Genomic DNA, 15,597 nt, shown 5'->3' on the forward strand with positions numbered 1-15,597 from the left:
CCCCCATTGCCCCAATGGGACGAAACATAACACGACGATGTGTGGAACTTATGTTTTGACCCGCATGAGGGAATTGCTGGTGGATTGCTGGTGGATTCACAGGGGCGTTGAGATGCAATAGCACCCGGGCTGAGCGCGGTAGGTCGCGTCAGGCGTCGAACTGTTTCGACAGCGGCACCATGAGCATTGTCAGCGCCGCCGATCCGACGGCGGTGGCGAGCAGAACGACCGCCACCGGGAACCGGTCGTAAGCCCAGCCGTACACCATCTGACCGAGCGGCTGGGCGCACATGGAGATGGCTGCGGTCATGGCCATCACCTTGCCGGTCATGGCTTCCGGCGTGCTCATCTGAATCGTTGGGATCGCGATGAGATTGGTGAAGCAGCAGGCGATCATCGTGCAGCAGGTGAACGTCACCAGCACCACCAATCTCATCCAGGGGCTTGCCGGCAACAGGAACACCACCGCTTGGGGCACCACGGTCAGCGAGAACAGCAGCAGCGCCATCGGGAAGTGCCGCATCGTGAGCTTGGCCGCGACCAGTCCCGCGGCGAACGCGCCGACCACGCCGGCGATGCCCACCAGACCGTCAGCCACGCCGTAGACGGTCGCATCGAAGCCGAGCACCGTGCGGATCGTGTAGGGGAACCCGACCGCCGCGTAGCCGGTGATCAGGAAGTTCAGCGCCGCCGCGAACAGCAGCAGTTGGAATACCTTGGGGCGGTCCCTGATAAGAAAACGGATGCCGGACTTGAGATCCTCGATCGGTGTCGGCAACTGTTCGTCGCCGCGATCGGGCGCGGCGAGTCGGATGAAGCATTCCAGCACAGCGGCCGTCGCGAAGCTCACGATGGTGATCGTCATCATGAGGCGGATGCCGAACATCGCGTAGAGCACGCCGCCAAGGAAACTGGGCAGAAGCGAGCCGACTTGCTGCACCTGATTGACCACGGCCATCGCCTGACGCATCGTGGCCTGACCGTAGGACCGGTACATCTGGGGGAGCGCGGCCTGCACGGTCGGGGTCTCGAACGCGCCGAGCACGGCGAGCAGCACCTGCATCACTGCGATGGCGACCATATTGAACCCGATGGAGGCGAAGACGAGGGCACTGACGAATACCAGCACGCCCGAGGCCGCGTCGAGCGCCACCATGATGGTCCGGCGGTTCATGCGGTCGGCCAGCACGCCGCCGAAGGGGGAGAGGATGATAGTCGGCACGATGGAGACCGCCAGAATCGAAGCGAACACGGTGGCCGAACCGGTCTCGTCCAGCACCCACATCGACATGGCGAAACGGAGCATCAGGTTGCCGAACAGCGAGATGCCCTGGCCGGTGACGAGCAGGATGAAGTTCGCGCTGCGCAGCGGGGATTGCTGCGGTTGTGGTGATTGCGATGCCATGGTGCTTCCTTATGCTTCCTTATGGTGCCTTGAGATGATTCCTCAATTGAGCGACCCATTGAGCGATAGGTAAAAATCAATGGTCTGTTCGATGAGTTCCTCATCGAACACCGGTACGTTGATTGCGTCCAGCATGATTGCGAAGCATCGGACACGGTGCCGTAACTCTGACGTCGAAGCCGGGTAGAACATGGGCAGCAACCAGTAATTGGTGAGCAGCGCGATGAGTTCGGCGGCCTCGCGCGGATACTCGGTGGGGATTGAGCCGTCGGCGACGCCTTGTTCGATGATGGGTAGCCAGTGATCCGGCAGCTCCGCCGCCCAGAAATGCATGTTGGAGGCGAGGCAGACCGGATCGTTCAGCATCGGCATCGTCGCTTGATTGAGCTTGCTGTGCTCCGTATCCCCGACGGCGAGTCTGAACAGCGCGCGCAGCCGTTCGAGACCGGTCAGGTCGGTTCGGGCCATGATCTGGTCGCGGATGCCTTGGCTGTGATTCCAGTCGGTGCCGTTCAACCGGTCGAGAATGGCTTCCTTGGAGGCGAAATGATGGTAAATCGCGCCTTTGGAAAGGTTGCCGAGCCGGTCCACGATGTTCTGGATCGTGGTCTTCTCGTACCCCTTTTCGACGAACAGGTCGCGAGCGGCCTCAAGGATGCGCCGTTCGGTTACCTCGGGGTGCGCGTTGCGCGCCATATGGTCTCCTCTCCTGAGGGATTCCTCTCGGTTTTTTCCCATCTTCCGATTCCCCCGGATTTCCCGATAGGGTACCGCTGGCACGTACGTCGGGAGGGAAGACGTGGTGCTCCTCATCGACTTTTAAAGGACACCGCCGGTACGTACGCCGGGGAGGGAATTCTCGTGTTTGTTTGTTGCCCCGCACTATACATACCGTCGGTCGGTATGTATAGGAGTTCGGCGAGCCTGCGCGCGAATGCAACGATTGTCGCCGGCTAAGCGCAAACGGTATGTATCCGTAAGGTGTATCCGAAATATGCAGCCGCAAGATGCACCCGGAAACATCGGGTTCCGCTGCTTCCGGATTTGAATTCCTGTTTGGTGCCCCGCGTCGGAAATTCGTTGATTATATTTTGGGTTCCCCTTGTTAGGGGAGCTTGCCCGCGAAGCGGGACTGAGGGGTAGTGAATTCTTCAGCGAATTTCTGACGCAGAATATTGGCCGCGGATTAAAGGATCGCATGCCAAAGGGCCGCGGATTAATGAACCACGTACCAATGGAATGCGGCAAGAGCCATGACCGAGCCTGTGCGTAGCCGCGGCCGCCACCAAATCCGCCAAACGTCACCGTTGCCGGTATCCTTGAAAGAATGAGCCCTGAAGCGTTAAGTGAACTGATTTCCAACATCGCCCACAACATCGTCGCAGCCGGTCAGGCCGGCCAGCTGACCGACGATCTGATCCCGCCTGTCGAGAAGCTGGCCGTCATGCGTCCGAAGGACCGCGCGCACGGCGACTGGGCCTCCAACATCGCCATGCAGCTGGCCAAGAAGGCGGGCATGCGCCCCCATGACCTGGCCGAACTGTTCGCGGCCGAGCTCGTCAAGGCCGACGGCGTCAAGTCGGTCGAAGTGGCAGGCCCCGGCTTCATCAACATCACGCTCGACTCCGCGTCGGCCGCCGCCGTGGTCGATCAGGTGCTGGCGGCCACGAAGGACGAACATGGCATCTCCACGTTCGGCCGCAACGACCACCTCGCCGGCAAGACCCTGAACCTCGAGTTCGTCTCCGCCAACCCCACCGGCCCGATTCACATCGGCGGCACCCGTTGGGCGGCCGTCGGCGACGCGATGGCCCGCGTGCTCGAGGCCAACGGTGCCAAGGTCGTGCGTGAATACTACTTCAACGATCACGGTGAGCAGATCAACCGCTTTGCCAAGTCGCTCGTGGCCGCATGGGCCCGCGACAACAACCTTGGCGAGGCCGGCTACCAGACCGAAACCCCGTTCGACGGCTACAAGGGCGCCTACATCGACGAGATCGCGCGTCGCGTCCAGGCCGAGGCGCAGGCCGACGGCGTGGACCTGACCGCCCTCGACCATGCCGATCAGGGACTCAACGCCGATGGCGAGCCAATCGGCGAGTCCGATTCCGCGCTGCGTGAGGAGTTCCGCAAGCGCGCCGTGCCGATGATGTTCACCGAGATCCAGCAGTCCATGAAGGACTTCCGTGTGAACTTCGACGTGTGGTTCCACGAGAACAGCCTGTACACCGACGGCGAGGTGCAGCGCGCCATCGAGGTGCTGCGCGAGCGCGGCGACATCTACGAGAAGGATGGCGCCACCTGGTTCGAGTCCACCAAGCACGGTGACGACAAGGACCGCGTGATCCTGAAGTCCAACGGCGAGTACGCCTACTTCGCGGCCGACATCGCCTACTACTGGAACAAGCGCCACCGCGACGGCAAGCCGTCCGCCCCGGCCGACGTCGCCATCTATATGCTCGGCGCCGACCACCACGGCTACATTGGCCGCATGATGGCCATGTGCGCGGCGTTCGGCGATGAGCCGGGCGAGAACATGCAGATCCTCATCGGCCAGCTGGTCAACGTGCTCAAGGACGGCAAGGCCGTGCGCATGTCGAAGCGCGCCGGCAACGTGGTCACCATCGACGACCTCACCGAGGCCATCGGCGTGGACGCCTCGCGCTACTCGCTCGCCCGCACCGACTACAACTCTCCGGTGGACATCGACCTGAACCTGCTCGCCTCCCACTCCAACGACAACCCGGTCTACTACGTGCAGTACGCGCACGCCCGCTCCTGCAACGTGGACCGCAACGCCGAGGCTGCCGGCATTTCGTATGACGGTGCTGATCTCTCCCTGCTCGACACCGAGGCTGACGGCGAAGTGCTCGCCGCGCTCGCCCAGTGGCCGGCGCTGCTCACCTTGGCCGGCGATGCCCGCGCGCCGCATCGTGTCGCACATTACCTCGAGGACTTGGCCGCCGCTTACCACAAGTGGTACAACGTGGAGCGCGTGGTGCCGATGGCCCTGACCGAGCCGGAGACCCGCGGAGACGAGGAGGACCGCAAGGCCCTTGAAATCGCCAAGAACCCGGAGCCGGCGCGCGCTGCCGCCCGTCTCAAGCTCAACGACGCCGTGCGCGACGTGATCGCCGCCGGCCTCGACCTGCTCGGCGTCTCCGCTCCCGAGAAAATGTGACGGCCTTCGGCCATCGCTGTCCCCTGCGACGCTCGTGACGCTATCGCTGCTCGCTGCTACGGACAGTCCACTGGACTGTCCGTCCAGAGAAAATGTGACGGCATACTAGTATGGCGCGTCAGAAATTCGTTGATGAATTGACTACCCCTCAGTCCCGCTTCGCGGGCCAGTTCGTCCTGCAAACAGCTTCGCTGTTTGCAGGACGGCAACGTCCTAACAAGGGGAGTCAGATATATACAACGAATTAATGGCGCGGCATACTAGGTTTTCAGGTTTCTGAAGTTGGCTCCCCTCAGTCGCCGATGGCGACAGCTCCCCTCAGGGAGGGGAGCCAACTCGTATGCGTTTGGCTTGGTTTCCCTCCCTGAGGGGAGCTGGCCGCGCAGCGGACTGAGGGGAGTTTAAGGACTTGCATAATGTCTATTTCCCATATCTGGCCGGCTGCTTCGGCCATCGACCCGGCCACCGGCGCCCTCACCTTCCACGGCCGCACGGCGGAATCGCTGCTGGATGAGTTCGGCTCGCCGCTCTATGTCATCGACACCGACGAGGTGGACGCGCGCGCCCGTCACTTCGTGCGTGCCGCCGCCGAGGCGTTCAACACCTCCACCACGCATGTGAGCTTCGCCGGCAAGGCGTTCCTCTCCAAGGAGATCGTGCGTCTGGTACTCGACGCCGGCATGTACGTGGACACCTGCACGATGGGGGAGATGCGCATCGCCCTCGCCGCCGGCGCGCCCGGCCGTCGTCTGGTGCTGCACGGCAACAACAAGTCCGACGCCGAAATCGAGCTTGCCATCGAACAGGGTTTCGCCAAGATCGTGGTCGATTCGCCGGACGAGCCGGAACGCATCGCGGCCATCGCCCGCCGTCTCGGCAAGCGCGCCCGCGTGATGCTGCGCGTCACCGTCGGCGTGCACGCGGGCGGTCATGAGTACATCTCCACCGCCCATGAGGATCAGAAGTTCGGCGTGCCGCTGCTGGCCGCCGATGCGGATGCCGCCGTGCTCGACGTGCTCAATGACCTTGCCGACGTCACCCCGGCCGCCACGAACGCGCGTATCTCTCCGGCCCAGACGACTGCGGACACCGACGCGGCAACGGCCGACGCCGTCTCCGCCAACGTTTCCGGCGCTATGCCCGCCGAGGGCCACCAGCACGAACGCAAGCTGCAATACGACGTCAAATACCCCTACGACCTGAGCCACGAGGAGGTCTCCGACAAGGACCGGGCGCTCGCCGCCGCGATGGAGGCCATCGCCGACGGCCCGTCCATCGCCGTGCTCAAGACCATCCTCGCCAATCAGGACGTGCTCGAGCTGGTGGGTGCGCACTCGCACATCGGCTCCAACATCCATGACGCGAACGCCTTCATCCAGGCCGCCCGCCGCATGATGCTGCTGCGCAAGACCCTGTGGGCCACCGACGCCTATATCCTGCCCGAAATCGACCTCGGCGGCGGTTACTCCGTGGCCTACACGGACGGCGAGGATTCGATGGACATCGACGTGGAACTCGGCCGTCTGGCCAATGCGGTTGCCGAGACCAACCGCGCCTTCGGCATGCCCGCGCCGGCCATCAGCTTCGAGCCCGGTCGCTACATCGTGGCCCCCGCCGGCGTGACCCTGTACCGCGTGGGCACCATCAAGCATGTGCACCTGAGCGGTGAAGGCGACCACCAGCCCAAGGACGCAGCCGGCAATCCAATCGACGAGCGCGTGTACGTCTCCGTGGACGGCGGCATGTCCGACAACATCCGCCCGGCCCTGTACGGCGCCGACTACACCGCGCGGCTGGCCAACCGCAAGGGCTCCGACGAGACGATGCTCGCCCGCGTGGTGGGCATGCACTGCGAATCCGGCGACATCGTGGTTCACGAGGTGCGGCTTCCCGCCGATCTCAAGCGCGGTGACATCCTGGCAGTGCCGGTCACCGGCGCCTACGGGCGCACGATGGCAAGCAACTACAACCAGGCGCTCATCCCCGCCGTCGTGGCCGTCGGCGCATCCGGCGCGCATGTGATGCTCCGCCGTCAGACCATCGACGACCTGCTGGCCCTCGACGTCAGCGAGTAGACCAGATGAGGCTCCGGCCGAGGAATATTGGCCGGGTGCCAGTGGTCTGTCTCTTAAACAATTGAGGACTTCAGGTTTTTCTCTCCCCTAGTCAGCTTCGCTGACAGCCCCCTCATCAGAGAGGGCCAACACCACTCAAACAATTGCGAGACAGACCATTAGTGGTCTGGTTTGGCGTTGTCTGAGTGGTATTGGCCCCTTCCGATGGCGCTCAGGGCGCGTCCTTGATTGGGGACGGGCTGGCAGCGAAGCTGACGGGGAGAAACGGAAGCCGAAACCTCAATCATTGGCAAGACGGACCATTAGCGCCGAATCATCGCGGCGACTCGCATTTACTGCATGTATGGGGCGAAAGAGAGGCTATCTCCTCTGCAAGGGGTACATTTCCGCTTCTGCAGACACGTATCTGCCTTGCAAGGGGTACCTTAAATGGGAAGTCCCGAGTATTGACGTTGAAATGACGGCGCATCTACTCGGGATTCCACTGTTGAGGTACCCCTTGCAAGGCAGATACATGTTCGAGAAAGCGGGAATGTACCCCTTGCAAACGAGATACCCCATGCAACGGGTGCGAGGATGGGTCATAATACAAATGGATCAGTAAATCTGCGAGCGCCGTCCGTGCCTCTGTAGGAAATAATCCGTAAAATAACCGTGGGACATAGAAATATTTTTGTGGAAGGACCCCGAAGTGGCAGAACACAATGACACCCCGATCCGCGTAGGTCTGCTGGGCGCCGGCACGGTCGGCTCGCAGACCGCCCGCCTCATCGTCGAGCAGAAGGACGAGCTTTCCGCCCGCATCGGCCGCCCGATCGAGCTGACCGGCGTGGCTTGCCTGGACCCCAAGGAAACCGAGAAGTTCCCGTGGATCGACCAGTCCATCGTCACCACGGACACCATGAGTGTGGCCACCAGCTCGGACATCGTCATCGAGCTCATCGGCGGCACCACCGTGGCCCGCACCTTCGTGCTCGCCGCCATCGAGTCCGGCGCATCCGTCGTGACTGCCAACAAGGCGCTGCTGGCCAAGTATGGCCCGGAGATCTACGCCGCCGCCGAGGCCAAGGGCGTCGACATCTACTTCGAGGCGGCCGTGGGCGGCGCGATTCCGTTCCTGCGCCCGCTGCGTGAGTCCCTTGTGGGTGACAAGGTGACCAGCATGCTCGGCATCGTCAACGGCACCACCAACTACATTCTTGACGAGATGACCACCAAGGGCCTCCAGTTCGATGACGTCCTCAAGGACGCGCAGGCCAAGGGCTACGCCGAGGCCGACCCGACCGGCGACATCGAGGGCTACGACGCCGCCAACAAGGCCGCCATCATGGCCACGCTCGGCTTCCACACGCCGGTGACCATCGACGACGTGTCCGTCGAGGGCATCACCAAGATCACCGCCGACGACATCGCCGCAGCCACCGCCGAGGGCAAGGTCATCAAGCTGCTCGCCGTGGTCGAGAACGGCGAGGCCGGCGTCTCCGCTCGCGTCTACCCGGCGCTGCTGCCCGAATCCCACCCGCTCGCCTCCGTGCACGGTTCGTTCAACGCAATCTTCGTCAAGGCCGAGGCCGCCGACGACCTCATGTTCTACGGCCGCGGCGCCGGCGGCGCGCCGACCGCCTCCGCCGTGGTGGGCGACGTGGTCACCGAGGCCCGTCACATCGCCGCGGGCTGCACCGGCCCGTCCATCCCGCTGTACAAGAACCTGCCCAAGGCCCCCGTCAGCGCCTCCAAGGCCGCCTTCGCCGTGCGCTTCCTCATCCACGACAAGCCGGGCGTGCTGGCCGCCATCGCCACCGAGTTCGCCAAGAACGGCGTGTCCATCAACGGCGTGAACCAGGACCTGAAGCCCACGCTGACCGATCCGGGCTACGACGGCGAGATCCAGCAGCTGCGCGTGGTGACCCATCTGACCGACGAGGAAACGCTGCGTGCGACCGTCAAGGCCGTTCAGGCCCTCGACTTCGTGACCGGCGAACCGTCCATCCTGCGCGTGCTGGACTGACTGCAGGTTCCCACAGGTCGGGCGGGCTTTCAGCGGCGCCGAATGCCGACCGCGATAGTGTTGTGAGCGCCGCAGAACAGTGTGGCATTACGCATGGTGCGATGTGCCATACCGTGTGGAGCTCCCCTCAGTCAGGCTACGCCTGACAGCTCCCCTCAGAGAAGGGCGCCACGATGCGGGTTCATGGCTCCCCTTTTTGAGAGGAGCTGCCAGTGAGCCTCGGCATAAGCCCCGTGGCTCCCCTCTTTGAGGGGAGCTGTCGAACGCAGTGAGACTGAGGGGGAGTCCCCTGTCAATCGGAGATACCAATGAATCCAATCTGTACACAGGTCAAGGTGCGCGTACCGGCCACTTCCGCCAATCTGGGCTCCGGTTTCGACACCGTGGGTCTGGCGCTCGACTATCACGACGAGCTCACCTTCACGCTCAATCCCGACCCGTCCGATGGCGTGGCCCATGTGTTCATCCACGGCGAGGGCGAGGACACACTGCCGCGCGACGAGACGCATCTGGTGGTCTCCACCTTCCGCCGCGCCTGCGCCACCTTCGGTCTGGGGCGCCTCGGCTTCACGCTTGAAGCCACCAACAACATCCCGCAGGCGCGTGGTATGGGCTCCTCCGCCGAGGCCATCGTGGCTGGCATCGCGGCGGCGGCCGCCTTCGCGCAGCCCGGCGACCTCAACCGTCCGGCCATCTTCGACATGGCCGCACAGATCGAAGGTCACCCGGACAACGTGGCGCCGGCCGTCTTCGGCGGACTGACGGTCTCGTGGGACTTCGCCACGGCCGAAGGCGTCGGCTCGGTGGCCATCCCCGGCGGCGAGCCGCTGCACGGCGGCTTCCACACCGTCAACTATCCGGTCGATCCGGCCATCACGGCCGCCGTGTTCGTGCCCGATTACGAGCTGTCCACCGAAAAGGCCCGTCAGGCGCTGCCCAAGGAATTGCCGCACAAGGACGCCGTATACAACGTCTCCCGCGTGGGACTGCTGCCCGCCGCGATGAACCCGGTCGTCCTCGCCCAGGCCGCGGCCCAGGGCGGTGCCGATGCGCTCGGCGGTGATGTTGCGATGTCCGGCGCCGGTGCTGCCAGCGCCGGGACCGCCGTGGCTGCGTCGAACGCGCCAGTGACCGCCGCCGCATTCGCCTCCGCGGCATCTCAGGCCAACGCGCTGCTGTTCACGGCCACGCAGGACCGGCTGCACCAGCCGTACCGTGCGCCGCTCATGCCGCCGTCCACCGAACTCATCGCGCTGTTCCGCTCCAGGGGCTATGCCGCCGCCGTCTCCGGTGCCGGCCCGTGCGTGCTCGTGCTGCATTACGGCGACGCGCGCGAGGCCATCGATCAGGTGGCCGTCAACCAGCTGGCCTCCGGTCACTGGCGGGTGCTGCATCTGCCCATCAACACCGCCGGCGTCGAAATCGAACGGCGATAGAGGCAACAGCCGGGTCACCGTTCACCGCAGCAGTTCGCGTTGGCGCAGCCGTCGCAGCGAGACGGCCCACGCCAGCGCGGCAAGCATCAGCGCGGCAAGCGGCAGCCAGGCTTCGAGCCCGGGCATGGTCAGGCGGTTCGTCAGCCAGTTGCCCATCAGGAACATGTTCTGGAAGTAGACGAATTGCGCCGTAAGCAGTACCAATGCCAGCAACGGCACCATGATCAGCAGCATGCGGATGATGGAGCCCGTCGAACGGCACAGCCACGCGCCCGCCATCGTCATGGCCAAGGTCAGCACCACGATGGTCACGCCGATAATCGCCAGATACTGTCCGAGCGTCCAATAGGCCCACGGTACGATCGGCACACCGAAGGGCATCTCGAACGAGACTTCACCCATGCTGACATTCGTGTTGAGATTCAGCACCGGCGTGCCAAGAAAATCGCGCAACAACACTGCTAGCGGCACGCCGAACGCCGTCAACGTCAGCACGCTGACCAGCAAGGAACTTACCGCCACGGCCGCCACGCGCGTACGCCGTCCGGACCGTCCGGAACGCGACGCCCACTGCAGCTGGGTCATGCGTCGTCCGCGATCGCGGACCATCACCGGTATGGTGAGCGCGGCGGAGGCGATTACTGTAAAGACCGCGACCGCAAAGGCATACGACCATGTGCTCTCCACGATGTCGTATGCGATGTAGCTGGATTGGCCGGGATGTGCGGCGTAGCGCGCCAGTCGGTCGGTCACCGATGACGGCATCGTGCCGGGAACCCGATATGATGATGACCCCAGCGAGGCGTCTGCCAGATCGCAGCCCTCGCCAAGCTGGGCGTCACCTGTGCTGCCGGATTCGTTGGATGCGTCGGATGAGCCGTTATCGTCGGAAGTCGTTGCGCCGGAGCCGCTGCTAGCGGAGCTGCTGCTATCGGTGCTGGCGGCGTCGGAGCCGGTGGTATCGCCGCCATCCGTCGGGGTGTCCTCCGTGCCACCGGACTCATTGGTCACGGTCTTGCCGGTGACGTCCATGGCCGCGCATCCGCCGGAGACGGTGCCATCCCAGCCGTTTGCCGCTGCCGTCCGATAGTCCCGCTCAAACTGCTGCTGCAATGGCGTGACCGGATGGTCGGTGCGCGCGGTGGAGCGCAACATTGCGACCGAATTGTCGAGATTACGTTGCGCATCGGACTGGGTGATGGGGAAGTGCTGCATCAGCAGTGCGATGTTATGCAGATCCTGCAGCGCTTCGGAACCATTGGACAGCGTGCGCTCGGCCTCGAACATCGCTGCTTGCTCCGCCTCGGTCATGGTAGCGGTCGGATCGGTTTTCTTCCTGGCTTCCCTGATGGCGGCGCTCTCGGCAGTGCTCGCGCCGGTCGCCGTGCGCCCCTCCGGAATGGTGTTGGGCGCATCGGTAGGGTAGAACGTCTGGTCGGCGATTGAGCTGTACCAGTGTTTGTAGCCGGCGAAATCAGTGATGCCGAGCGTCTTCGCCTCGGCCGGATGCGCTTGGATGTCGCGTGTGGCCTGTTGCTCCAGGCGTGGGATGTCCGCCTTCATCCGGTCGATGGTGGACTGGTCGGTGAGCGGTCCGTAGCGGGTGACGAGCCGGCGCTCGCTGGTCAGATCGAGCGGCAGGAAGCCCACGCTGCGCTCGGTTTCCGTAAAGGCCTGATAGGCGGGCATGATGCCGACGAACGCCCAGAGCGCGCCCATGGCCATGAGTATCAATACTGGGATCGGGCGCCAGATTTTGCGCATTTCCGCGGCGAACAGTGTCATGATGACTCCTTTGCAAGTATTGCGAGTGTTGTGCATGTGACCTTGTAGGTGATGATGTTCTGTAGGTGATGATGTTCTGTAGGTGATGGCGGTTCAGGCAGCCAGATCCCTGTGGCGGAACGCCCGCCATGCCGCAGTCAATGCGGCCGTGAGATACACGAGCGAGCAGGCGGTCACGCCGGTCTCCCAGAAGGCGGTGGGCGCGTCCAAGCCAAGTTCGGTGAACCATTGTTCGCGCAGCAGCAGTACGCCCACCGGGTTGAACCCGCCAATCCACGCGACCCACGGCAGTCCCGTTGCATGCGCCGCGCCTACAATGCCGATGACCAGTACCACGGCGATGCCCACGCATCCCGCCACCGCGAACGTGTTGCGCATCAGCAGCCCGAGAGTCGCCGTGAACAGCGCGAAGCACAGCGTGATTGCCAGACCCAGCGCCAGCCGCACGAACAGATACTGTCCGATGGTCAGATTCCACCATGTGACGAACGGACGCTGCCCGAACACCGTGTTGAACTGGCTCGTCACGCTCGCGCTCCATACGCCGCGTACGTCGAACACCATGAGATACGGTATGACGATCGCCGCCACGAGCAGCAGGTACGCGATTGTCGAGGCGATCAGGCCTGCCGCGATCTTCGGTGCGACCAGTCGCCGTCCGACGCGCGTGGCCATCATGAGTTGCTCGGTGCCCGCCGTACGCTCGTAGCCGAGCGCCAACGCCATGAGCAGCACCGCCAACGTGCACGTCTCGAAGAACAGGTAGCCGGTCATATTCGTCCAATGGTTCAACGTCGGGTCGGTGGCCGAGCCGGCCGCCAGATCCAGCGCCGCGCCGGTGCTAGCCAGATGGGCCACGCGAGCGGCGTAGGCATCGTATTTGCGCTGCATCAGCCATGTGGCAGCCGGGTCGCCGGCAACCTGCGCGAGCATCGCGTCGCGCGTGGCCGTGGCGTCGTAGCCGGCGAGTGTGTTCGTGGCGCCGTGCGTGATCGCGGTCAGCTGCCGGTGCAGTTCGTCTGCGGTCATCGTCGACTCCTTGGGAATCCGTGCGATGATGACGGGGCTGGTGGTTGGCTTAGCATCGGGGACGGTTTCCGTGTCGGGCGGTGTGGTGCCGCTGGATGATGCAGCGCTGCCGGATGATGTGGCGCCTCTGGATGATGCGGCGCCGCCGGACGGACCGATCAGCGCAAGTGCCCGGTCGAACTCGGGTCCGACTTTGCCGCCGATGGCCACGGCGACGGCGCTCGCGTAGTTATACCGCGCGACGGTATTCGCGGGGGTGGCCGCCGCGGCCATCAGCAGATTCACCAGCGCACACAGGACGATGACCGCCCATACCAGCGGGAGCCGCGCGATCTTGACGAGCTCGCCGCCGGTGAATCGTAGTGGTTGCATGTGGATGGCCATGTCAGCCTCCATAGATGACAAGGAAGGCGTCCTCAAGGTTCGGGGCGACCATGACTGGGGCGGTTGCTGGGGTTGTTGCTGGGGTTGCTGCTGGGTAGGCGGCAGGGTTGGCTGTTGGATAGGCGGCTGAGCTAGCCGTCGGGTTGACAGCCGCGCCGGTTGCTATGCCGGTTGCCGTACCGGTTGCCATGCCGGTGGCCAACCCGGTGGCCAACCCGGTCGGAGACAGACCAGCCGAAGTCACGTTGGGACCGGATGCGTTTGCGCCCCCGGCAATGGGGTCCTCCGAGTAGATGCGCAGTCTGGTCTCGCCGCCGTACTGCACCTCCGAAAGCAACCGCTGGTCTTCGGCGAGGGGCGTCCCCGCTGCCACCTCGTAGATCCGGCCTTCCAAGGACGAGCAGATGTCGGCGGGCGAGGCGTTCGTGTACACCGTGCCGTCGCGCAGCATCACGATGTGGCCTGCAATCGTTTCCAAATCGGAGACGATATGAGTGGAGAGGATCACGATACGATCGGCGGCGAGCGAATGGATGATGTTGCGGAAGCGCACACGTTCCTTGGGATCGAGTCCGGCGGTAGGCTCGTCGAGAATCAGGATGCTCGGGTCGTGTACGAGCGCCTGCGCGATGCCGACGCGCTGGATCATGCCGCCTGAGAACGTGCGCATTCGCTTGTTGGCGGCCTCGGACAGGCCCACCATGTCCAGCAGCGCGTCGATGCGTGCGTCCAACCCATGCCTGGGCATGCCCTGCAACGCGGCGATGTAGCGCAGGAACTGACGAGGCGTGTAGCCGGGGTAGTAGCCGAAATCCTGCGGCAAATATCCGATTTGGCCGCGATAGCGCTCGCCGAGCGCCACGATGTCTTCGCCGTCCAGCCGAATCGAGCCGGAATCGGGGAACAGCAGCGTGGTCATGAGCTTCATCAGCGTGGTCTTGCCCGCGCCGTTCGGGGCCAACAGGCCGTAGACGCCGTGGTCGAACTCGAGATTGATGTCATGCAGGATGGTTTTGCCGGAGAGCTTCTTGGATACGTTGTCAACGGTGAGCATTGCGATTCCTTTCAGAAGACGCGGGACGCTATCGAATCGGCGAGTAACGGGATGGGCTATGGGAATGGAGTGGAATGGACTGGACTGATATGGAAGGGAGCGGATTACGGCATCATGCGGCTTCGGCGAAGGCTGGCTCGAGCCGTACGAATCGGCCCATTGCCGCAAAATACGCCACGCCGGTCGCCACGGCGGTGATAAGCGCGACCATTGGCGGCAGTCCGGCCAGCAGCGGCGCCAGCGCGTCGTGCCAGACCAGCAGCGCCACGCACAGCGCTACCCAGAGGGCAGGTACCGCGATCATCGACCACGGCCAGTGGGCGTGCACGTCTGCCACGAGCTGTGCGATACCGAACACGAACAGCGCGCTGAAGGCAATGCCTAGTAGCGTCATCAGCGAGAACCGGGCGGTCGAGGTGTCCGGTATGACGCCCGACAGACCGGCCGGACTCCAGACCATGCCGGCATTGGCCACTCCGCCGCCGAGTCCGATTCCGTTGGTGTCGGAGAAGGGAGTCGCTCCGCCGATGCCACCTCCGGCACCACCATCCGCAAGACCCACCTGCGCACCCAGCACACTGACGACTGCGGCATAGCCCACGATGAGCGTGGCCGCGGCCGCTCCCATCACCAGCATGCGCAGCGCGCACAGTCGCGTGAACGACCAGCGCATAGTGCGCAGCAAATCGTCGGTATGGCTTTCATGCTCCTTGAATCGCACAAGCAGGTGCGTGGCCTCATACAGGAACGGCGCGGTCAGGAACGCCATAGCATAGACGGTGCCGGGATGGGCGAGCGCGTATGCGGCGTTGGTGAACAGGCGTATCAGCGGAATCAGCCAGACGGTCGCGGTCATCACGAGGGCGACGGCCACGCAGTCCCATGCGCCGAAGAACAGGTCGCGCAACCGTAGCGAACCGCGCGCTTCGGCCAGTGTGGACCACAGGGTGACACGCTTCGGCACTCCGGCTTCGATCGCGGCCGCAATCGCCTGCTCGCGTTGCACGGGCGAGTCGACGATGACGTTGGCGAGTGCGGTATCGGGGGCGATGGCGCCGCCGTCGCCCGGATTATGTACGACATTGCCGGGGAGTGGCGCGTCCGCACGTGCCGCCATCGCCCGCATGATGCGCGACTCCATGCCGACAAGGCCGTCGCCGGCGCTCCCTCTGGGGCAACCGTGGGCATGGTCGTTGACGGAGATGTTTGTCGGGACGCCGACGAAAACGGCGGAACTCGG

The 15,597-nt window shown here is 64.0% G+C and carries 9 protein-coding genes and 2 pseudogenes; 5 read left to right on the top strand and 6 right to left on the bottom strand.

All coding sequences use genetic code 11. The features are described from left to right. Positions 1–148: 148 nt before the first annotated feature. Both BG22_RS08735 and BG22_RS08740 read right to left on the bottom strand, forming a co-directional pair. Positions 149–1,405 (bottom strand): MFS transporter, encoded by a 1,257-nt coding sequence (locus BG22_RS08735; protein WP_140494861.1) that lies wholly within the window; start codon positions 1,403–1,405, stop codon positions 149–151. Positions 1,406–1,447: 42 nt separating this feature from the next. After that, positions 1,448–2,101 (bottom strand): TetR/AcrR family transcriptional regulator, encoded by a 654-nt coding sequence (locus BG22_RS08740; RefSeq protein ID WP_140494863.1) that lies wholly within the window; start codon positions 2,099–2,101, stop codon positions 1,448–1,450. A 631-nt stretch (positions 2,102–2,732) separates the two neighbouring features. On the opposite strand from BG22_RS08740, the gene argS reads away from it, so the two are divergent. From argS to BG22_RS11515, 5 genes and pseudogenes are all read left to right on the top strand, one after another. Beyond that, positions 2,733–4,586 (top strand): arginine--tRNA ligase, encoded by a 1,854-nt coding sequence (gene argS, locus BG22_RS08745; RefSeq protein ID WP_140494865.1) that lies wholly within the window; start codon positions 2,733–2,735, stop codon positions 4,584–4,586. Positions 4,587–5,002: 416 nt separating this feature from the next. Continuing rightward, complete coding sequence (locus BG22_RS08750) at positions 5,003–6,661, top strand: diaminopimelate decarboxylase (RefSeq protein ID WP_140494867.1); 1,659 nt, start codon at positions 5,003–5,005, stop codon at positions 6,659–6,661. A 691-nt stretch (positions 6,662–7,352) separates the two neighbouring features. Beyond that, on the top strand, positions 7,353–8,669 hold the full coding sequence (locus BG22_RS08755; protein WP_140494869.1) for a homoserine dehydrogenase: 1,317 nt from the start codon (positions 7,353–7,355) through the stop codon (positions 8,667–8,669). 308 nt (positions 8,670–8,977) lie between these two features. Further along, positions 8,978–9,710, top strand: a pseudogene (locus BG22_RS11510) (homoserine kinase); the annotation flags it as partial. A gap of 110 nt (positions 9,711–9,820) precedes the next feature. Next, positions 9,821–10,105, top strand: a pseudogene (locus BG22_RS11515) (homoserine kinase); the annotation flags it as partial. A 21-nt stretch (positions 10,106–10,126) separates the two neighbouring features. Here BG22_RS11515 and BG22_RS08765 read toward each other — a convergent pair. The 4 genes from BG22_RS08765 to BG22_RS08780 form a co-directional block, all read right to left on the bottom strand. Next, positions 10,127–11,890: a hypothetical protein gene (locus BG22_RS08765; protein WP_140494873.1), complete on the bottom strand. Its 1,764-nt coding sequence runs from the start codon at positions 11,888–11,890 to the stop codon at positions 10,127–10,129. A 93-nt stretch (positions 11,891–11,983) separates the two neighbouring features. Next, positions 11,984–13,303: a hypothetical protein gene (locus tag BG22_RS08770; protein WP_140494875.1), complete on the bottom strand. Its 1,320-nt coding sequence runs from the start codon at positions 13,301–13,303 to the stop codon at positions 11,984–11,986. A 1-nt stretch (position 13,304) separates the two neighbouring features. Next, a complete protein-coding gene (locus BG22_RS08775; RefSeq protein WP_219846941.1) occupies positions 13,305–14,357 on the bottom strand; it encodes an ABC transporter ATP-binding protein in 1,053 nt (350 codons plus the stop codon). 112 nt (positions 14,358–14,469) lie between these two features. Then, the gene (locus BG22_RS08780; protein WP_140494877.1) at positions 14,470–15,474 is read right to left on the bottom strand and encodes a hypothetical protein; all 1,005 of its coding nucleotides are present in this window, start codon (positions 15,472–15,474) and stop codon (positions 14,470–14,472) included. Between the last annotated feature and the right edge of the window lie 123 nt (positions 15,475–15,597).

Source organism: Bifidobacterium sp. UTBIF-78 (genome assembly GCF_006408945.1).
Classification (GTDB): Bacteria; Actinomycetota; Actinomycetes; order Actinomycetales; family Bifidobacteriaceae; genus Bifidobacterium; species Bifidobacterium myosotis.